This is a genomic window from Flavihumibacter sp. (assembly GCF_036676075.1).
Lineage (GTDB): Bacteria > Bacteroidota > Bacteroidia > Chitinophagales > Chitinophagaceae > Flavihumibacter.
Genome location: NZ_JAKFDQ010000016.1, coordinates 126,805 through 145,560 on the forward strand (window position 1 = coordinate 126,805; position 18,756 = coordinate 145,560).

Consider the following 18,756-nt stretch of genomic DNA (forward strand, 5'->3'; position numbering starts at 1 on the left):
GCTATTTTTTTAGGTTGAAATGATCAGAGTAACTGGTCGGGATAATTGGTTTGGGGGATGGCAGTGTTTTTATTAAAGAGATACCTGTTCTTCCATGCTGCAAAAGCCGCGGCCAGCGTAAGGAAGAATAGTATGCTTAGTCCGGAGGCAACACTGTACTGTTCTGCCACCAATCCGATCATCGACGGACCAGCAAGAAATCCTATCAGCCCACCACTGGCTACTGCCGAAATGCCCGTTACAGCGCTTACTCCCGGTACCTTGGTCGCCGCGCTGAATAGCACCGGCACAATACAGGAGAATCCAAGCCCTATCAAAGTAAATCCTGTTATTGCCACTGGTATCGAATTAAATGCAATGGCCAGCAGAAATCCTATACCTGCAATGATACTACCGGCAATGGTTATCCGTTTGCTCCCCACCCTCGGTATCCAGTTATCACCATTGAACCTGCCAATGGCCATGGCAATGGAGAAGCCTGCAAATCCCAGTCCTGCAATGGCCTTGCTTCCTTCCAGTGATTCCTTAAGATAAATAGCACTCCAGTCGGCCACGCATCCTTCGCCCATAAAAGTGACGAAGCAAATAAATGCGAGTCCCAATACACTCCCCGAAGGTAACCGGAAGCCCTGGTCTGATTCAATGATCTGACGGTAGGAGAGGAAGTGGTTACGCATCAGCAATATGCTTACCATCAATACTGCTGCTACCAATAGTATCTGATGATAGGCCGTCATCTGCATGCTGTAAAAGAATGCCGCCAGACCAGCACTGAAGCCTCCTCCCAAACTGTACATACCGTGAGAGGTACTCATTATATGCCTGTTATGTTTTTTCTCCAGCAGGTCAACAACAGCGTTGGTGGAAACGCCATTTAGAAAGCCGATGAGTCCTGTTGCATATAGCGCTATCCACAACATCACCGCACTATTAGCTGTTACCTGGCCAATGAAGGCAATACAATATAGCAGGTGCCCGATCACCAGCCATTTACCAACTGCTATCCTGCGAAACACCGAAGAGGAAATGGCCACCCCTGTTAAGGCACCCACGGGTGCTAACAGTAAGGATAGTCCCAGTGTTGCATCAGTGAGGTTTAACCTCGTTTTGATTTGCGGAATAGCAGCCACCCATATCCCTAATAAAATACTGGCTACTGCAAAAAGGAACCCGATGCTGATGCTGGGCCTATGCCGGAAATAGGAGATGGTATTCTGGAGCATATATATACGCTAAGGTCAGGGATTTTCTGACTCATACACCTCATCCACTTCTAATCCCGACCCGTCGGCTGCCGCCGTGGCAAGAATATCACATCGGTTGTTGTAGGGATTGTCGGCATGCCCTTTCACCCATACAAACTTTATCTGGTGCTGCATGGCGAGGCGGTAATAATGTTCCCAGAGGTCGCGGTTTTTTTTGCCACCCTTAAATCCGGTGGCGATCCAGTTCTTCAGCCAGCCTTGTTCAACCGCTTTTACAACATACTGGCTATCGCTGTATATAGTGATTTTTAATCCCGTCTTTGTTAGTGCTTCCAATCCCGCGATCACCGCCATCAGTTCCATGCGGTTATTGGTTGTTTTGCGGAACCCACCTGAAAGTTCTTTCTCCCTGCTTCCCCATTTCAGTATTGTTCCATATCCACCTCTTCCCGGATTGCCCCTGCTAGCCCCATCCGTGTACATAACTAAGCCTTCTTTCATGCTGCAAATTAAAAGACTTTTTCCATCCCTCCATCCCTCCATCTCTCCATTCCATCCCTCCATCCCTCCATCCCTCCATCACACCTGAAACACCCCCACACTCATATTCCCCACCACCGGGTTATGATTCGCCGCATGTATTCCCTCAGCAATCACCCGCCGCGTTTGCAGCGGATCTATAATTTCGTCTACCCAAAGACGTGATGCTGCATAATATGGACTGGTTTGTTTTTCATAGCTTCCCTTGATCTCATTGAGTAAACGCTGCTCGTCTTCCGGCGCTACTTCCTGTCCCTTGGCTTTCATCGCAGCAACCTGTATCTGTAACAGTGTTTTAGCAGCCTGGTCGCCGCCCATCACTGCAATACGCGCACTAGGCCATGCATAGATAAATCGTGGGTCATACGCCTTTCCACACATCGCATAATTGCCCGCGCCATAAGAGTTGCCGAGTACAATAGTGATCTTTGGAACAACTGAATTGGCAACGGCATTCACCATTTTTGCACCATCTTTAATAATACCTGAATGCTCACTTCTTGAGCCAACCATAAAGCCGGTTACATCCTGTAAGAAAACCAGCGGTATTCTTTTCTGGTTACAGTTGAGAATGAAACGCGCGGCCTTGTCGGCACTGTCGTTATAGATAACACCACCCATCTGCATCTCGCCCTTCTTGGTTTTTAATACAAGCCGCTGGTTGGCTACAATACCAACAGCCCATCCCTCAATTCGCGCATAACCGCAAACGATAGTCTTGCCATACTCGGCTTTGAACTCATCAAATGTGGAGCCATCAACAATGCATTCAATGATCTCCTTCATATCATAGGGCTTGGTATTGCCCTCCGGGAAAATGGTATAGATATCTTTCGGATCACGACTTGGTGCAACTGCAGCAATGCGGTCGAAACCCGCTGTGGGTTTATGTCCCAGCCTGCTCACAATACGCTTCACCTGCCTCAGGCAATCCTCTTCTGTATCAAATTTATAATCGGCGATACCACTGATAGCATTATGCGTAACAGCACCACCAAGGGTTTCTGCATCAACGTCTTCTCCTACAGCAGCCTTAACCAGGTATGGACCGGCAAGAAATATCGAGCCCTTGCCCTCCACCATCAGCGTTTCATCACTCATGATGGGCAGATATGCACCGCCCGCCACACAGGCACCCATCACCGCTGCGATCTGGGTGATACCCATGGCGCTCATCTTTGCATTGTTGCGGAACACCCTGCCAAAATGTTCTTTGTCGGGGAAGATCTCATCCTGCATCGGAAGAAAAACACCTGCACTGTCAACCAGGTAAATCACGGGTAGGTGATTCTCCATGGCGATCTCCTGAAGCCTTAAATTTTTCTTTCCGGTAATAGGAAACCAGGCGCCTGCCTTCACGGTCTGGTCGTTGGCAAGTATCACACACTGCCTTCCACTCACATAGCCGATGCCCGCAACGGTGCCACCAGCCGGGCATCCGCCCTGTTCTTCATACTGCTCATACCCGGCAAAGGCTCCCAGCTCAATGAAGCTCGCCATATCATCCACCAGAAACTCAATGCGCTCCCTGGCAGTAAGTTTTTCGCGCTCATGCTGTTTGGCAATGGCTTTCTTTCCACCCCCCTCATAGATCTTTTCCAGCCGCTGCTTCATTTCTGCCAGGCTCAGTTTCATCGAATCTTCATTGCGGTTCTTTTCTATATTCATGTAAGCAAGTATAAGGATGCAAAATAAGCAGATCTGTTTCTACAAACAAACAGCTGTTAGTATTTGGTAATTGGCCCGAACATTCTTTTATTGCCGTTAGTTTTACATTCAACCCCGCGGGCCAATGAATCAAAGATACCGTTACATAGGATTGTTCTCACTGGTAGGAATTGCCTTTTTGATCAAGCTGTTTTCCCTCTTCCCCAAAGCGGTGGAGAAATATTATTCCACCGGGGCCTATCCCATCATCTCGCGGGTGCTTCGCTGGCTGTTTGGATGGATGCCATTCAGTTTCGGCGACCTTGTATATGCAGTGGCGGTGATCTTTATGGGGATAGCCCTCTATAAGCTGATCCGCGCCTTTGTTCGCAAAACAGTTACCAATGCCTGGCTGCTGCGAAACGGCGTTCGCTTCATGGTGCTCTGGCTCTGGATCTATATAATCTTCAACCTGTTCTGGGGACTGAATTATAACCGCCTCGGCATTGCCGAGCAGTCACAACTCCAGGTTACACGCTACCGCACTTATGAACTCGATACCCTGGTGGTGACCCTCATAACCCGCATGAACAGTCTGCACGCTGCCTCCGTGGAAGAAAGAAATCCCCTCCATCATAAACGAACCCTATTCACCAGGGCCTTCAACGCCTACCAGTCGCCCTCGCGCAATACGCCTTACCTACGTTACGGCGGACAATCAGTTAAACCATCCCTCTATAGTTATATCGGCAATTATCTCGGCTTCACGGGATATTATAATCCATTTACCGGCGAAGCACAGGTGAATACCACCGTTCCGGTTTTTGTTCAGCCCTTCACCACCTGCCATGAAATTGGCCACCAGCTTGGCTATGCCAAAGAGAACGAAGCCAATATGGCCGGCTTTCTCACCGCCAAACACAGTGAGAGCGCGGCTTTCAGGTATTCTGCCTATTTCGATCTCTACCTCTATGCCATCCGCGATCTCTACCTGCGCGACTCGGTAAGAAGTCGTGTGCTGCAGGAAAGAATTTCGCCGGGCGTGAAGGCCGATCTCAAGTTCCTGCGCGATTTTAACCGGCGCCATGTAGGCCTCCTGGAACCCGCCGTGCGCAGCCTTTATGCACAGTTTTTAGTGGCCAATAATCAGCCCCACGGACTCATGAGTTATAACCAGGTGGTGGCCCTGGTGATCGCCTATATGAGAAAATATGGGATTGATGGCTTATAATTTACCACTCAAATAAAGTTTGAAGGCGTACACAAGATTTTCAGCATATTGTCAGACAATTTTAACTTGTATGAGAAAAAACAGTATTCTGCTGATGTTCGCCCTTGCACTGGCCACCGGAGCCATGGCGCAAAAGAAGAACAAGAAGCAAAAACAGCCCGCGCCTGTTGCCGCGGACACAGCAAAAAAGGCCGCCCCGGCCGCTCCCGCCAAGGCCTCCATTAAAGACAAAGTGAAGTCCAGCAAGAAGATCGACGGGATGTTCACCCTCTACCAGGATACTGTTACCGGCAGTGTGCAGATGTACCTGAGAAAAGACCAGCTCGGAAAAGAATATATCTACCAGAGCTTTTCTATGGGTGGACCAACAGCTTTATTCCTTCACCAGAACATGCTTCGCGAGACCTTCCCCTTCAAAGTACAGAAGGCCTACGACAAGCTGGAGTTCATGCAGCTCAACACCAATTTCTATTATGATAAAGGCAACGCTGTTAGCAAAGCTGCCAATGTGGATGTGAGCGATGCGGTTTTCTTTGCCGAGAAATTCACTGTGGAAGATAGCCTCGGCTACCTGATTCCAGTGGATGGTCTCTTGCTTGGCGATAAGCTCGACCAGGTTAAACCAACCATGCCGCCAACAATTCCTCCTGGCGCTGTATTCAACCTCGGAAACCTGAACCCTGCCAAATCTAAATATGGTATGGTGCGCAGCTTCCCTAATAATACAGACGTATTGGTGGAACTGGCATACGACAATCCAAACCCACTGAACCGTGGTGGAAAAGATATCACCGACGCGCGTTTTGTTCGCGTTAAAATGCAGCATTCATTCCTGGCTATGCCCGAGAATGATTACCGCGCAAGAAGAGATGATCCAAGGGTTGGATATTTTGGCGGACAGGTTGATGACCTTACATCACTTTCCTTTACTCCCTACAAAGATTTTATCAGCCGCTGGCATCTTGTAAAGAAAGATCCATCTGCTGCCATCAGCGAGCCGGTTGAACCGATCGTTTGGTGGATCGAGAATACAACCCCTGTTGAATTCAGGCAAACCATCAAGGAAGCAGGAGAGAAGTGGAATGAAGCTTTCGAGAAAGCTGGTTTCCGCAATGCTGTAGTGATGAAGATCATGCCTGATGATGCCGATTGGGATCCTGCTGATATCCGCTATAATGTTATCCGCTGGGTAAGCAGTGCCAATCCGCCTTATGGTGCCATCGGACCAAGTTTCTTTAATCCACGCACCGGACAGATCCTCGGGTCTGATATCACGGTAGAGTGGAGGAGTGGTGCCGGTACACCAAATTTTGATGAGCTGTTCAACGGCGGACTATCAACTGCAGCAGTAACAATGCCGTGGGATAATCCTGCTGAAGCAGTTAAGCCTCCGGTAACAAATGGTTTTGGTCATAAGCACCTTGCCACCTGTGCAATGGCAAATGAACTCGCTATTCAATTCCAGACAGGACTTGCAGCAGTTGAAATTCTTGATGATGCACCTGCTAATGGAAAAGCAGCAGGTGAAATCAGTGAGATGCACAAGCAGTTCCTCTATTATCTGATCATGCATGAAATGGGTCATACACTTGGACTGAACCATAACATGAAAGCAAGCCAGATGCTGAGTCCGGAGCAGATCCACGACAAGGAGATCACTTCAAAGATCGGTTCGCTGGGTTCAGTGATGGACTATCCATCCATCAACGTTAACAGCAACCGCGCTAAGCAGGGTGATTACTATACAACTAAAGCTGGTCCATATGATATATGGGCTATCGAATATGGTTATAAGCCATTCTCTGCTGCTGAAGAAGAGAGTGCTCTCGCGGCTATCCTTAGTCGCAGTACTGATCCTCAGCTCGCCTTCGGTAATGATGCCGATGATATGCGTGGCTCAGGTGGTATCGATCCAAGGGTAATGGTGAATGATAACAGTAATGACATGATTGCATATGCAGAGGACAGGTTCAAGTTGGTGAACACTATGCTCCCCAAATTGAAAGCTCGCTTTGCACGTCCTGACCAGAGCTGGAATGAACTCCGTACACGTTACCTGATGTTACAGGGACAGCGTTCACAAATGGCGAATGCGGTTAGCCGTTATATTGGTGGTGTGTATGTAGATAGAAGTTACCCCGGACAAAAAAGCAAGAGCAATCCTTTCACTGTAGTTCCTGTTGAATACCAGAAGAAGGCGATGGCGTTGCTTACGAAGTATCTCTATTCACCAAATGCCTTCCAGGCCGATGCACAGTTATTCCCTTACCTGCAGGCGCAGCGTCGTGGATTCTCTTTCTTTGGTGTTGGCGAAGATTTCAAAGCACAGAATGTTGCACAGCAGGTACAGATGCCTTCATTGGGACATATCCTGCATCCCAATACCCTGGCGCGTATCAACAACAGCTCACTCTATGGAAATACCTATAGTGTTGCTGATGTTATGGGCGACCTGGCAAAAGGAATTTTCAGTGAAGACCTGAAAGGAAATGTGAATCTTTATCGCCAGAACCTGCAGACAGAATTTGTAAAAGGTGCAGCAGCAATAGTTGATGCAAAAGCTGGTTATGATAATTCTTCAAAGGCAGCCGCGCTGTTAACTTTGAAGAAAGTGAAGACTATGCTTGCCGGTGCTGTAAGTACAAATGAGCAGACAAAAGCACACAGGATGAACCTTGTGCTTATCATTGATAATGCACTTGATCCTGAATAAGGTGATGGTGTAGATGAAAGAATAAACAAAGAAGCCGTCTCATTTGAGGCGGCTTCTTTGTTTATATCAAAACGCATTCTTCCACATCATACTTTCAATAGGCCTGTCTGGCTGTCCGCTATACTTCGCATTTTTCTTCTGGTTGTACTTCACTTCAATTTCACCATCCACCGGGAAATAGATCAACTGCCCGATCGGCATCCCCTTATAAACCTTCACCGGTTGCTTAACCGAAATTTCGAGGGTCCAGTGCCCGCAGAAACCAACATCTCCCTTACCCGCGGTAGCATGAATGTCGATACCCAGCCGGCCGGTTGATGATTTTCCTTCCAGGAAAGGCACATGCGCATGCGTTTCAGTATACTCTTCCGTTACGCCCAGGTAAAAGATATGCGGGTATAATACAAACCCATCTTCAGGTATCTCGAAATATTCGATCTGGTTATGTTTTTTGGCATCGAGGATATGCTCCTTATAAGTGGCAAGCCATTTGCCCAGATGAACATCATAGGAGTTGCTTCCAAGGCATTCACGCTGGTAGGGTTCGATCTTAATGGTTCCTTTTTCAAATTCTTCCAGAATACGGGTGTCCGACAGAATCATGTGCTTCGCTTATTTTATATTTGATGATCAGTGCCCTTTGAAACGGGTCCTGCAATGTTACCTTCAAAATCGCAACCTTGGCCTTATTTTATCAACATAATATCAACCATTCCACCCGGCTGGCTATTTGGCGCATAGAAGAACCTGAAGAATTTTTCCTGGAGCGCGTTCCGCTGAAAAAAGATGTCACCCATCCCTATAAACGCCTGCAGCACCTGGCTGGCCGATACCTGCTGCTGGAACTGTTCAATGATTTCCCGCTTTCGGAGATCATGGTCGCCGATACCCGCAAGCCCTACCTGCCAGGAGAGAAATACCATTTTTCCATCTCCCATTGTGGCAATTTCGCAGCGGCCATTGCCAGCAGCGAAAAAAGAGTGGGGATAGATATAGAACTGGTAACACCCCGCATTGAAAGGATCTCTCATAAGTTCCTCACAGAAAAAGAGCAGGATTTCCTCCGCGAATGGGAATTGTTCGACCGGTTACAGTTAGAACTGGTTACCACTCTCTGGAGCGCCAAAGAGGCGGTGTTCAAATGGTATGGCAATGGAAAAGTTGATTTCCGCGAGCATATCAAACTGGCCGGACCGCTTCATTATACCGCCAGTGAATGGATGCGGCTGCCTTTCAGTTTTGAAAAGGAAGCACCGGTTGAACTCAATATTGAAGCCAGGATCTTTGAACACCTGGTGCTTGCCTTCACGGTATCATAAATTCGGTATACATATTATTCGGGAAGCTCAAGTGGATCGTCATCCGCCAGACTAAGATTCACCATATCAGCACCGGCGATCCCTTCAATACTTCCTTTAACATGCGCGGCATTCAGTAAAACTTTTTCAAGCTGCTTCTCACGTGCCTTCCAGAGTTTTTCCATGGCATCCCTTTCACGCTGAATGCTGAGCTTCATGCTGAGAAATCCTTCGCGTATGGCTTTCCACTGTTCACTGAATTCATTGCTGGTGAGATAATCATAGAGCATATGCATCTTATCTCCCTTATTCTCCTGGTTGCGCGCGGCATTAGAAATTTTGATGATGCTATCCCTCAATACTTGCACCAGTGGCTTCACTTCAGCAAAGCTGCAGATCCAGATGCCATTCTTCTCTCCAAACTGGTCCATATCGGCTGGCATGTTCTGCGTTACAAGGATGGCCATATCAGCGCCCTGGTTTCTGCAATCGGCCTTTAGTTTTTCTATCCAGTCCTGCGAGAAAACTTTTGTTCGCTTGCTTTCAAAAATGATACTGCCACATTCCTGTCCAAACTGGTTGCGGATAGTTAGAATACAATCTGCCCCTCTCACACCTTTCCCCACTTCAGAAACCATATCAAATGGAAAGCAGGTTCTAAGCATTTCTTCCAGTGCGAGTTCCATCACTTCACCCTGTAACTGCATACTGCCCTGTTCTGCCTTGCGACGCATTTCTTCTGCCAGCTTTTTCTGGTCTTCCAATTGTTTTTCCAGCTCTTTCAGTCGAAGCTGAAACTCAGTTTCCTTAGCGATATTTTTCTGCTCTTCTATCTTTCTTATCTCATCAGAAAGCTTTCCTCTTTCCTCCTGAAGCTTGGTGTGCAATACAATCTCCAGTTCGGCTTCCTTATTTTTTAGCTCCTGCTCTTTGCGAAGAAAGTCGAGTTCCTTCTTCCTCGACTCACGAAGTTTTTCTTCATTGTCTCGGTTGGTATCCTGCAATATTTTTAACTGGTTCTCAAAATCAGCATGCATGCTTTTGCGAATGGATTCTTCCAGTTGCTGGTTCTGTTTTTTTAATTCCTGGTCGAGCTGGCTCCTGTACGCAGCTTCCTGGCTGCGCTTGAAAACTTCAAACGCTTCATCTTTTTTACGAAGCTCTTCTTCCTTCTGGTTCCTGTATTCGATCATCTTTTCCCGCAGTTCCTGCTTCTCCTTTTCTATCGCCTCCTTCAGCTCATCATTGAGCGCCTCTTCCAGCGGAAATTCATGTCCGCAGTTGGGACATTTAATATTTGTGGCCATTCCTTCAGATTTATGGCAATTTAAGGGATGAGCGCCGAAGCATTAACAATTTCATATCATTCTTTAACCGGGCTATAGTAAAAGATTAACAGATGCAGTGGTAATTTTAGATCTAAAGCAAAACCTATGAATCGTTTTTTACTTACTCTCTTTGCCGCAATCAGCTTAGCGCTGCCCACCATGGCACAGGACGATGCCTGGAAGCCGGGCGAAAAGATCAATTACACGGTATTTTACAGTGTGATGGGATTATATGTAAACGCCGGAACAGCCAGCTTTACAACCTCCAGCGCCGTGCATGAAGATCGTAATGTATATCATGTTGTAGGAGAGGGAAGAACCAATCCAAGCTACGACTGGATCTTTAAGGTGCGCGATCGTTATGAAACATTCATCGACCAGGAAAGTAAGAAGCCGGTGAAGTTTATCCGCAATGTTCATGAGGGCAACTACAAGCGTTATGAAGAAGTTGTTTTTGATCATGGCGAGAAGGCAGCAGTAACTAAAAAAGGTATCTATAAAATTCCTAATGAGGTGCAGGATGTGGTGAGTTCACTCTACTATGCGCGCAACCTCGATTACGATAAATTCAAACCCAATGATAAGATCCGTTTCAACATGTTCCTCGGTGATGAAGTATATGATATGTATATCCGTTATGTTGGAAAGGAAACGATCAAGACCAAGTTCGGAACCTACCGTGCTATAAAACTCAAGCCTTTGCTGATAAAAGGAAATGTGTTTGAAGGAGGAGAGAAAATGACGGTGTGGGTAACCGATGATGCCAACCATATTCCCGTACGTATTGAAAGTGATCTCAGTGTAGGAAAGGTTAAGGTGGACCTTAATAACCATAAAAACCTGAAGTACCCGCTTACATCGCTTGCAACCAAATAATCATTTGTGATGGTTAATCCATCCCTATTTTCGAAAAGAGAAGGCTTAGGCCTTCTTTTTTTATGCCCATTTGCTATTGATGCCTAATCAAACTTGGCTATCTCTTCAAAATGCTATAATATGAAGATCAATTTTTAAAAAGGGGAAATGAGCAAGATTCGAGTATTGGTAGTAGGCTGCGGAAATATGGGAACCGCCCATGCAATAGCCTATCATAATAATGATGCCTTCAAGATCTGCGGCATCGTGGCAAGAGGAAACAGCAAGCATATACTAAATGAAAAGCTGGGCAATGCCTATGATGTATATGATGATTATTTTACAGCGCTTGAAGCTTCCTCTCCTGATGCGGTTTGTATATCCACCTATCCCGATACGCACGAAAGCTATGCAATAGCCGCATTGGAAAAGAATCTGCATGTGTTCATCGAAAAGCCACTGGCCGACACCGTTGAAGGAGCAGAGCGGGTAGTGGAGATGGCGAAAAGAAAAGACAGAAAACTGGTTACAGGATACATACTCCGCCATCATCCATCCTGGCAGTATTTTATCAAAGCATCACATGAGTTGGGAAAGCCACTGGTGATGCGCATGAACCTCAACCAGCAGAGCAATGGTAAGAAATGGGCCGTGCATAAGAACCTGCTGGAAAGTCTGAGTCCCATCGTTGACTGTGGTGTTCACTATATTGATGTGATGTGCCAGATGACAAGATCGAGGCCGGTGCAGGTGAGTGCCATAGGCGCGCGATTAAGCGATGATATCCCCGCCGATAATTACAACTACGGACAACTACAGATCCGCTTTGAAGATGGTTCTGTGGGATGGTATGAAGCAGGCTGGGGGCCAATGATTAGTGAGACGGCATTTTTTGTGAAGGATGTTTTCGGTCCGATGGGATCAGCCTCCATTGTTGCGAAGCAGGCCGCTGCGGCCGGCAAATCAGATGATATTGATTCACATACAAAAACAGAATCTATTCTTATCCACCATGCTGCATTGGATGGTGATGGAAACTATATCCGCGAAGATGAATGGGTTGACCTTAGTGATGAACCCGATCACCAGGAATTATGCAATCGCCAGCAGGCATATTTCCTGCGGACCATCCGCGAGAGCATCGATCTCTCCGATCATATGCTGGATGCCGTAAACAGCTTGCGAATTGCATTCGCCTGTGATGAATCTGTCAGAACCGGTAAAGTGGTCATGCTCCCATAATACATTTTCATGAAGCGATCATTCAGCATCCATCCTTTCATTGCCTTCCTGCTGGTATCCGTTGCCGTGGGGATCATATTCGGACTGCCACTTAAATCAATAGCCGGCAGTCTCGAAAAAGGAATAGGCGATATCATGTCGGCGCTGGTGATACTGCTTGTATGCGGCGCCATGTTTGGAAAGATCATCGCTGAATCAGGCGCTGCACAAAGAATAGCATCAGCGATGATTGCCGCTGTTGGCGTAAAGCATATACAATGGGCCATGATGGCCATCGGCTTTATTATCGGCATTCCACTTTTCTATGGAGTAGGATTTGTGTTGCTGGTGCCGCTGCTTTTTTCGGTATGTTATAGCTCAAAAATATCTCCTGTATATGCCGGCCTTCCCATGCTTGCGGCATTATCGGTTACTCACGGCTTTTTGCCACCACATCCATCTCCCAGTGCGCTGGTGGTGCAGTTTGGAGCAGATATGTCGCTCACCCTCATACTCGGATTGATAATCGCCATCCCGGCTATCCTGGTAGCTGGTCCGCTGCTCGCCCGGTTCCTGAAAAATATGGACTCAAAACCACTGGCAGCCTTTGTTATAGAAGAAAGACCCGCGACCGAACTGCCTGGCATTTTCAATAGTTTCTTTACTGCCCTGCTGCCGGTATTATTATTGGTGACGGCAGCTTTATTGACATTTCTATGGCCCGTGAAAGGTGCTGCCATCGATATTGTTGCATTTCTCGGATCACCATCCATCGTGTTATTGTTTTCACTTGTTTATGCAGGTATTGCATTGGGCATTTCAAGAGGCATGAGCTTGGCAGCACTCACCGCCCATTGCGGCAGCGCTGTAGTAAGCATCGCACCGATACTACTGATCATCGCCGGTTCGGGCGCACTCAAGCAGGTGCTTACAGATACAGGTCTTAGTCAGTCCATTGCCACTGCATTAAATAAGTTGCCATTGAACCCATTGGTATTGGGATGGTTGATGGCCGCTATCATCCGCGCCTTTATTGGATCCGCCACTGTGGCTGGATTAACAACGGCCGGCATCATGACCAGTTATGCAACAGAAAGTCTCTCGTCTCCAAGCCTGATGGTACTGGCCGTTGGCGCCGGTAGCCTGGCTTTCAGTCACGTGAATGATGCAGGCTTCTGGATGTACAAAGAATACTTTAATCTTACCATGAAACAAACGCTTTTGAGTTGGTCGGTGATGGAAACGCTGGTGGCCATCGTGGGACTGATTGGCGTTTTGATCCTGAATTTTATCTTACATTAAATATCGTTTATGCAAATCATTAATGCCGACAACCAGTTAGAATCACTGGGACTAACATTGCCTCCGCCCCCCAAGCCGCTGGGTGTTTATAAGCCCTGCCTGGTGGATGGAGAATACCTTTATGTATCGGGTCATGGAACCGTGCAGGCCGATGGCAGTCTGATAATTGGCAGGGTGGGAGACACCATCAGTATGGAAGAAGGCAAACTCGCTGCAAGGCAGGTGGGGCTTGCCATTCTGTCCACCATCAAAGCCAACCTGGGAAGTTTGAATAGAGTGAAAAGAGTGATCAAGGTATTGGGGATGGTGAACTGTGTTCCCGAGTTTGAAAAGCATCCCTATATCATCAATGGCTGCAGTGAACTCTTCGCCGAAATTTGGGGAGAAGAAAATGGCATTGGTGTACGCAGCGCGGTAGGGATGGGGTCACTACCGGATAATATTCCGGTGGAGATAGAAGCACTATTTGAATTGCATTAAATTGAAAACTATGGTGCAGCATCAGCAACCCTGGTACACGGTTAACGGAGTTGAAGAATTAGATTCCCCGGCCCTTCTTCTTTATCCCGATCGGGTGAAAAAGAATATCGCCACGCTCATCGAAATGGCCGGCGGAGTAGAAAGACTGCGGCCACATGTAAAAACAAGTAAGTCTGCCGATGCCTGTCAACTGATGTTGGATGCCGGCATCTCCAAATTTAAATGCGCCACTATTGCCGAGGCCGAGATGCTTGCTACCATTGGTGCTCCTGATGTATTACTCGCCTACCAACCTGTTGGACCAAAAATCGACAGACTAATTCAACTTACCCTAACCTACACCAACACACGCTTTAGTTGTTTAATTGACAATGAGGCAGCCCTGGCGGCCATAGCTTTAGCGACGGCCGCCGCTAAAGCTTTGGCCGTCGGAGACGGCAGCACGAACAGTTTAGAGCAACCATTAAACATCTACATTGATCTCAACGTCGGCATGAACCGCACCGGTATCCCCCCTGGCGATGAAGCATTTAACCTTTACATGGCAGCAAGGGAAATGAAAGGCATCAAACCCGTGGGACTGCATGCCTATGATGGACATATTCATGATGCATCGCTTTCAACCAGGAAAGAACGCTCTGCTGCTGCATTTGAACCCGTGTACAAATTGCTGGAAAGGATCGGAGAGCAGGTTGAAGACTATCCTGAATTGATTACAGGAGGAACGCCTTCTTTCCCCTATCATCTTGAAGAAGGAAGGGCAATTTGCAGTCCGGGTACTTTTGTATACTGGGACAAAGCCTATCTCGAAAAATTTACCGAACAACCCTTTCTTCTGGCGGCAATTATTCTCACAAGGGTTGTATCAAAGCCTGGCCCCAACTTATTATGCCTTGACCTTGGGCATAAATCCATTGCCGCTGAAAATGAACTGGCGCGGCGCGTTGGGTTTCTAAATGATACTAACCTGCAACCCGTTAGCCAGAGCGAGGAACATATGGTGGTGACTTCGGCTGATGCCGATCGTTATAAGGTGGGAGATGCCATGTATGCACTTGCCTATCATATTTGTCCATCTGTTGCCCTCTACCGCGAAGCAACATTAATCATTGACCATAAGGTTGCCGGCGTTTGGAAGACAACTGCCCGCGACAGGCGTATCACTCTTTAACTATTGTCTATGTTCATACTCGATGCACATCTCGACCTGTCAATGAATGCGATGGAATGGAACCGCAATCTCCGGCTGCCGGTGGACCAGATCAATGCCCGGGAAAAGCATCTCACGGATAAGCCTGACCGCGGAAAGGCAGTGGTATCTTTACCCGAGCTGAGGAAGGGCAATATCGGGTTAGTGGTAGCCACACAGATCGCACGCTATGTTGCTCCCGATAATAAATTGCCAGGATGGCATTCGCCCGAGCAGGCATGGGCTCAAACACAGGGGCAGCTTGCCTGGTACAGGACCATGGAAGCCGCAGGTGAAATGGTCCAGGTAAAAGACCGCGAAAGCCTCGAAACACATCTTCGGTTATGGATGGATGATAGTGAGAACAGTTCAAAGCCGGTGGGTTACATACTGAGCCTGGAAGGCGCTGATTCACTGGTGGATATTTCATATTTAGAGAAAGCTTACCACGATGGATTGAGAGCAGTGGGACCAGCACATTATGGTCCGGGCCGATATGCCCAGGGCACGGATGCCACCGGCCCTTTAGGCAGTGCCGGCAGGGAATTATTGAAAGAGATGGAGCGACTCAATATCATTTTAGATGCAACGCATTTATGTGACGACAGTTTTTGGGAAGCGCTGGAAAATTTCAATGGACATGTATGGGCGAGTCACAATAATTGCCGTGCACTGGTAGATCATAACCGTCAGTACAGTGATGACCAGATCAAAGCATTGATTGAAAGAGGCGCTGTAATTGGCGGCGCCATGGATGCATGGATGATGGTACCCGGCTGGGTGCGTGGTAAATCGGATCCGCTCAGCATGGGTTGCAATCTTGAATCGCTGATCGATCATATGGATCATATCTGCCAGCTCGCAGGCAATAGTTTACATGTAGGGATAGGATCCGATCTTGACGGTGCCTTTGGGAAAGAGCAATGCCCCTATGATGTAGAGAGCATTTCCGATATCAGTAAGCTGGAAGGCCTGCTGCGGGCTCGTGGCTATGCTGATACCGATATCACCAATATCATGCACGGCAACTGGATCAGATTCCTTAAAAATGCGTGGTGATTCAACAACATGGTCGGAAGATAAATTTAATCCACACGACTTGCTTGAACCAACTCAGAATTGTATTGAATACCAGCCGGCGCTCTCCCATGAATTTTGATATAGCTCCTCGCCGTTATGATCAACCATGAAACATAAGCCAGGATCAATAACCTGTTCACATATCCCCCCAATGCAATAACACCATCAGGAACAGATTCAGGTGGCGCAGCATTTTCAGCATATTCAATTCCCGCATTTTGAAATCCACTCATCATCAACATCATCGCAGCAACCATTAATACTAAACTAAGCCAGGTGGAATGTGCCGATAATAGCAACCGCTTTTTATCCGCTGCCCAATATGGTTTTTTACTGAGATGATAACTGATCAGCAATGCCGCAATAATCAGGGTGGGTATTCCAAGTGCAGCCGCTAGGCCATGAAGCGGATGTTCAACATCAAAGGCCGCCGCCATTGCTGTGCCGATGCCGGAAACAAATAATAAGAAAACACCTGCTTTTGCCCAGATCGATGAAACCTCTTTCTTTAAAATTATCGCAAGGCAAATAGTACTGCATCCCCAAAACAAAAAGAATAGGGTTAGTGCCCACTGGTGACTGCCCAATGCGTATTCACTCACCATTCGCCAGGAGGGGTCAAACTCCGGACTAATAAAATGCAGTATTACCAACAGCAGCAATGCAAGAACAGAGCTGATTATTACAAGCTTAGCCACACTTGTATTTTGTTCTGAATTTTCCATGACGCAAGATTTTGAAGTTATAAACCCAATAATATTTTAGCGATCAGTAGCAGCCAGAGGATATAAGTAAATACAAGTATTCTGTTGGCATAGCCGGCAACTGCAATAACACCAGGCGGCACCGATTCAGGTGGTGTTGCATCGGGGCCCATGGGCATACCGGCTTTCTTGAAACCGGACATCATGATGATCATGGTAACAACCATCAGCACGATACTGATCCAGGTGGAATGAGCCGATAGCAGTACCGATGATCTGTATTCACTCCAATATCCCGTGGACGGAAGACGATAACTTATCAGCAAAGCGGCGATGGGAAGGAAAGGCACGCCCAGCACGGCAGAGAGCCCATGCAGTTTATGTTTGGCATCAAATAGTCCGCCCATGATGGCACCGATTCCTGAAATAAAGAGCAGTACCACACCAATCTTTGCCCAGTTACTGCTTACAATTCCCCATAGAGAAATGGCGAGCAGAATAGAGCTTAAGCCCCATAGAAAAAAGAAAGCGGTGAGCAGCCATTTATGTTTGCCAAAGGCATATTCACTCACCATGCGCCAGCTGGCTTTAAACTCCGGACTCACAAAATGAAGCACCAGCAGGCATGCCAGTGAAAGAATTCCAGCAATCAGGCTGGCAAGAGCAAGCGTATTTTCCATAACATAATTTTTAATTCCGCAACCTTCTGGTTGCAAATATAAATGCAACCGATGAGTTGCGCAAATATTTTTTTAGGGGTATTATTCAAATAGGGTGGGATTAGATATTTACGGCTGCCGGCAATGAATAAATTTTATTGCAGAAGATAGTTTTTAAGAGATTCCCCGATAATCTGGTTCCATCCTTCCTGGTAATTTTCAGGGGCAAAAGCAGGCCCGCCATCGGCGAGGTTTTCAATTCCTTCGTGGGTTAGTTTCACAAGGGTGCTATCGCCTTCCGGAACTAACTCCCAGGTTAGGAGGGAAGTTCCCTTGCTGTGATGGGGATGGGTCCATGTATGCTGCAGCAGCTTCTTTGGCTCAACGCAGGTAATGGTGCAACGGTGGAGATACTGATGCTCTTCACCCGGCTCATAAAACTCAAATACAGCCCCTTCTTCGACCTTAAAGCCGGGGATTGTAAAATACCACTCCCTCATAGCCTCGGGGTCAGTGATGGCCTTCCAGATTATTTCTGCAGGCACTCCAAATTTTTGTTCAATGATGATAGGCATTTAGGTGATTTTATGGGTGTTTAAAGCTCAGAAATTGCCTGTTAGGCCTTATCTAATTTAATTAATCTATTTAAATGGATCGTTCAGGTATAGCAGGAGGGTTGTTTGGCATAATTTTCAGTGCTGTGGACGCTTTGAGGACTACTCATTGACTACTAAAAGACGCTTCAAAGACGCTTCAAAGACGCTTCAAAGACGCTTCAAAGGCGTTTCAAAGACGTTTCTGACACGCTTCTGAGTCGCTTAGAGAAAGCTTAGAGAAAGCTTAGAGAAAGCTCAGAGAAGGCTTAGAGAAAGCTTAGAGACGGCTCTTAGTCGGCTCTTCGTCGGCTTTTCGTCGGCTTCAAACACCGCTCATATGTCGCTTGTCTGGTCTTAAAAAAACTTTACACCTGTTTATAATCAGGCGGGGGGTGTAAGTACCGGAAATATTGGTGTAAAGGCCTTTTGCATTAACAACCAAAGGCTCTATTTTTATAAATCTAAGAGATGAGTTATGGAGAAAATGCCGGTTGTAATAGATTATCTGAAACGTGCTGCTGTTTTTGATTATGCAAAAATTGAAGAGTATTGCAGTGTGCCCGCTGCATTGATAATTGATGCAGTGAATGGAAATAATAAATTGGATGAGATCCAGGTAAGAAGACTTGAATGGTTTTTAGGAATGCTAGGTATTGATTTCAGGATTGTGGAGAAGCTTGATGGGGATAAGAAAGCTTAGGAAATTAC

At 46.9% G+C, this 18,756-nt stretch carries 18 protein-coding genes; 10 read left to right on the plus strand and 8 right to left on the minus strand.

Annotated features, from left to right (window positions below; all coding sequences use genetic code 11):
* Nucleotides 1-23 precede the first annotated feature (23 nt).
* The 3 genes from V6M43_RS15325 to V6M43_RS15335 form a co-directional block, all read right to left on the minus strand.
* Nucleotides 24-1,223, minus strand: coding sequence for an MFS transporter (locus tag V6M43_RS15325; protein ID WP_332736752.1), 1,200 nt, complete (start codon nucleotides 1,221-1,223; stop codon nucleotides 24-26).
* Between the two features lie 15 nt (nucleotides 1,224-1,238).
* Nucleotides 1,239-1,706: a ribonuclease HI gene (gene rnhA / locus V6M43_RS15330; RefSeq protein WP_332736754.1), complete on the minus strand. Its 468-nt coding sequence runs from the start codon at nucleotides 1,704-1,706 to the stop codon at nucleotides 1,239-1,241.
* A gap of 78 nt (nucleotides 1,707-1,784) precedes the next feature.
* Nucleotides 1,785-3,413 carry an acyl-CoA carboxylase subunit beta gene (locus V6M43_RS15335; protein WP_332736756.1) on the minus strand — a complete coding sequence of 543 codons (1,629 nt, stop codon included), beginning with the start codon at nucleotides 3,411-3,413 and terminating at the stop codon, nucleotides 1,785-1,787.
* A 124-nt stretch (nucleotides 3,414-3,537) separates the two neighbouring features.
* On the opposite strand from V6M43_RS15335, the gene V6M43_RS15340 reads away from it, so the two are divergent.
* Together V6M43_RS15340 and V6M43_RS15345 are read left to right on the plus strand one after the other, a co-directional pair.
* Nucleotides 3,538-4,623 carry a DUF3810 domain-containing protein gene (locus tag V6M43_RS15340; RefSeq protein WP_332736758.1) on the plus strand — a complete coding sequence of 362 codons (1,086 nt, stop codon included), beginning with the start codon at nucleotides 3,538-3,540 and terminating at the stop codon, nucleotides 4,621-4,623.
* Nucleotides 4,624-4,693: 70 nt separating this feature from the next.
* A complete protein-coding gene (locus V6M43_RS15345; protein WP_332736760.1) occupies nucleotides 4,694-7,336 on the plus strand; it encodes a zinc-dependent metalloprotease in 2,643 nt (880 codons plus the stop codon).
* Between the two features lie 66 nt (nucleotides 7,337-7,402).
* Here V6M43_RS15345 and dcd read toward each other — a convergent pair whose 3' ends face one another.
* Nucleotides 7,403-7,939 carry a dCTP deaminase gene (dcd, locus tag V6M43_RS15350; RefSeq protein WP_332736761.1) on the minus strand — a complete coding sequence of 179 codons (537 nt, stop codon included), beginning with the start codon at nucleotides 7,937-7,939 and terminating at the stop codon, nucleotides 7,403-7,405.
* Nucleotides 7,940-8,016: 77 nt separating this feature from the next.
* On the opposite strand from dcd, the gene V6M43_RS15355 reads away from it, so the two are divergent.
* Nucleotides 8,017-8,655, plus strand: coding sequence for a 4'-phosphopantetheinyl transferase family protein (locus tag V6M43_RS15355; RefSeq protein ID WP_332736763.1), 639 nt, complete (start codon nucleotides 8,017-8,019; stop codon nucleotides 8,653-8,655).
* 14 nt (nucleotides 8,656-8,669) lie between these two features.
* Here V6M43_RS15355 and V6M43_RS15360 read toward each other — a convergent pair whose 3' ends face one another.
* On the minus strand, nucleotides 8,670-9,941 hold the full coding sequence (locus tag V6M43_RS15360; protein ID WP_332736765.1) for a DUF2130 domain-containing protein: 1,272 nt from the start codon (nucleotides 9,939-9,941) through the stop codon (nucleotides 8,670-8,672).
* Between the two features lie 126 nt (nucleotides 9,942-10,067).
* On the opposite strand from V6M43_RS15360, the gene V6M43_RS15365 reads away from it, so the two are divergent.
* The 6 genes from V6M43_RS15365 (at nucleotide 10,068) to V6M43_RS15390 (ending at nucleotide 16,068) form a co-directional block, all read left to right on the plus strand.
* Nucleotides 10,068-10,838 (plus strand): DUF3108 domain-containing protein, encoded by a 771-nt coding sequence (locus tag V6M43_RS15365; RefSeq protein ID WP_332736767.1) that lies wholly within the window; start codon nucleotides 10,068-10,070, stop codon nucleotides 10,836-10,838.
* Between the two features lie 147 nt (nucleotides 10,839-10,985).
* Nucleotides 10,986-12,059, plus strand: a complete 1,074-nt coding sequence (locus V6M43_RS15370; RefSeq protein ID WP_332736769.1) for a Gfo/Idh/MocA family protein — start codon at nucleotides 10,986-10,988, stop codon at nucleotides 12,057-12,059.
* A 9-nt stretch (nucleotides 12,060-12,068) separates the two neighbouring features.
* Nucleotides 12,069-13,340, plus strand: coding sequence for a gluconate:H+ symporter (locus tag V6M43_RS15375; protein ID WP_332736771.1), 1,272 nt, complete (start codon nucleotides 12,069-12,071; stop codon nucleotides 13,338-13,340).
* A 9-nt stretch (nucleotides 13,341-13,349) separates the two neighbouring features.
* A complete protein-coding gene (locus tag V6M43_RS15380; protein ID WP_332736773.1) occupies nucleotides 13,350-13,820 on the plus strand; it encodes a RidA family protein in 471 nt (156 codons plus the stop codon).
* Between the two features lie 10 nt (nucleotides 13,821-13,830).
* Nucleotides 13,831-14,991: a D-TA family PLP-dependent enzyme gene (locus tag V6M43_RS15385; RefSeq protein WP_332736775.1), complete on the plus strand. Its 1,161-nt coding sequence runs from the start codon at nucleotides 13,831-13,833 to the stop codon at nucleotides 14,989-14,991.
* Nucleotides 14,992-15,000: 9 nt separating this feature from the next.
* Nucleotides 15,001-16,068: a dipeptidase gene (locus tag V6M43_RS15390; RefSeq protein ID WP_332736777.1), complete on the plus strand. Its 1,068-nt coding sequence runs from the start codon at nucleotides 15,001-15,003 to the stop codon at nucleotides 16,066-16,068.
* Between the two features lie 26 nt (nucleotides 16,069-16,094).
* Here the strand turns inward: V6M43_RS15390 and V6M43_RS15395 are convergent, their stop codons facing one another.
* From V6M43_RS15395 to V6M43_RS15405, 3 genes are all read right to left on the minus strand, one after another.
* Nucleotides 16,095-16,814 (minus strand): DUF998 domain-containing protein, encoded by a 720-nt coding sequence (locus V6M43_RS15395; protein WP_332736779.1) that lies wholly within the window; start codon nucleotides 16,812-16,814, stop codon nucleotides 16,095-16,097.
* Nucleotides 16,815-16,831: 17 nt separating this feature from the next.
* Nucleotides 16,832-17,473 (minus strand): DUF998 domain-containing protein, encoded by a 642-nt coding sequence (locus tag V6M43_RS15400; RefSeq protein ID WP_332736781.1) that lies wholly within the window; start codon nucleotides 17,471-17,473, stop codon nucleotides 16,832-16,834.
* Between the two features lie 134 nt (nucleotides 17,474-17,607).
* Complete coding sequence (locus tag V6M43_RS15405) at nucleotides 17,608-18,027, minus strand: SRPBCC family protein (RefSeq protein ID WP_332736783.1); 420 nt, start codon at nucleotides 18,025-18,027, stop codon at nucleotides 17,608-17,610.
* A 496-nt stretch (nucleotides 18,028-18,523) separates the two neighbouring features.
* Here V6M43_RS15405 and V6M43_RS15410 point away from each other — a divergent pair, with 496 nt between their 5' ends.
* On the plus strand, nucleotides 18,524-18,748 hold the full coding sequence (locus tag V6M43_RS15410) for a hypothetical protein (RefSeq protein WP_332736785.1): 225 nt from the start codon (nucleotides 18,524-18,526) through the stop codon (nucleotides 18,746-18,748).
* Nucleotides 18,749-18,756 lie beyond the last annotated feature (8 nt).

Excerpts from the sequence above, each read along its gene's own strand:
- V6M43_RS15325 (WP_332736752.1), bottom strand. The coding sequence starts at position 1,223 with ATGCTCCAGAATACCATCTCCTATTTCCGGCATAGGCCCAGCATCAGC.
- V6M43_RS15375 (WP_332736771.1), top strand. The coding sequence starts at position 12,069 with ATGAAGCGATCATTCAGCATCCATCCTTTCATTGCCTTCCTGCTGGTA.
- V6M43_RS15410 (WP_332736785.1), top strand. The coding sequence starts at position 18,524 with ATGGAGAAAATGCCGGTTGTAATAGATTATCTGAAACGTGCTGCTGTT.
- V6M43_RS15360 (WP_332736765.1), bottom strand. The coding sequence starts at position 9,941 with ATGGCCACAAATATTAAATGTCCCAACTGCGGACATGAATTTCCGCTG.
- V6M43_RS15380 (WP_332736773.1), top strand. The coding sequence starts at position 13,350 with ATGCAAATCATTAATGCCGACAACCAGTTAGAATCACTGGGACTAACA.
- V6M43_RS15340 (WP_332736758.1), top strand. The coding sequence starts at position 3,538 with ATGAATCAAAGATACCGTTACATAGGATTGTTCTCACTGGTAGGAATT.
- V6M43_RS15400 (WP_332736781.1), bottom strand. The coding sequence starts at position 17,473 with ATGGAAAATACGCTTGCTCTTGCCAGCCTGATTGCTGGAATTCTTTCA.
- V6M43_RS15345 (WP_332736760.1), top strand. The coding sequence starts at position 4,694 with ATGAGAAAAAACAGTATTCTGCTGATGTTCGCCCTTGCACTGGCCACC.
- rnhA (WP_332736754.1), bottom strand. The coding sequence starts at position 1,706 with ATGAAAGAAGGCTTAGTTATGTACACGGATGGGGCTAGCAGGGGCAAT.
- V6M43_RS15395 (WP_332736779.1), bottom strand. The coding sequence starts at position 16,814 with ATGGAAAATTCAGAACAAAATACAAGTGTGGCTAAGCTTGTAATAATC.
- V6M43_RS15335 (WP_332736756.1), bottom strand. The coding sequence starts at position 3,413 with ATGAATATAGAAAAGAACCGCAATGAAGATTCGATGAAACTGAGCCTG.
- V6M43_RS15370 (WP_332736769.1), top strand. The coding sequence starts at position 10,986 with ATGAGCAAGATTCGAGTATTGGTAGTAGGCTGCGGAAATATGGGAACC.
- V6M43_RS15390 (WP_332736777.1), top strand. The coding sequence starts at position 15,001 with ATGTTCATACTCGATGCACATCTCGACCTGTCAATGAATGCGATGGAA.
- dcd (WP_332736761.1), bottom strand. The coding sequence starts at position 7,939 with ATGATTCTGTCGGACACCCGTATTCTGGAAGAATTTGAAAAAGGAACC.
- V6M43_RS15405 (WP_332736783.1), bottom strand. The coding sequence starts at position 18,027 with ATGCCTATCATCATTGAACAAAAATTTGGAGTGCCTGCAGAAATAATC.
- V6M43_RS15385 (WP_332736775.1), top strand. The coding sequence starts at position 13,831 with ATGGTGCAGCATCAGCAACCCTGGTACACGGTTAACGGAGTTGAAGAA.
- V6M43_RS15365 (WP_332736767.1), top strand. The coding sequence starts at position 10,068 with ATGAATCGTTTTTTACTTACTCTCTTTGCCGCAATCAGCTTAGCGCTG.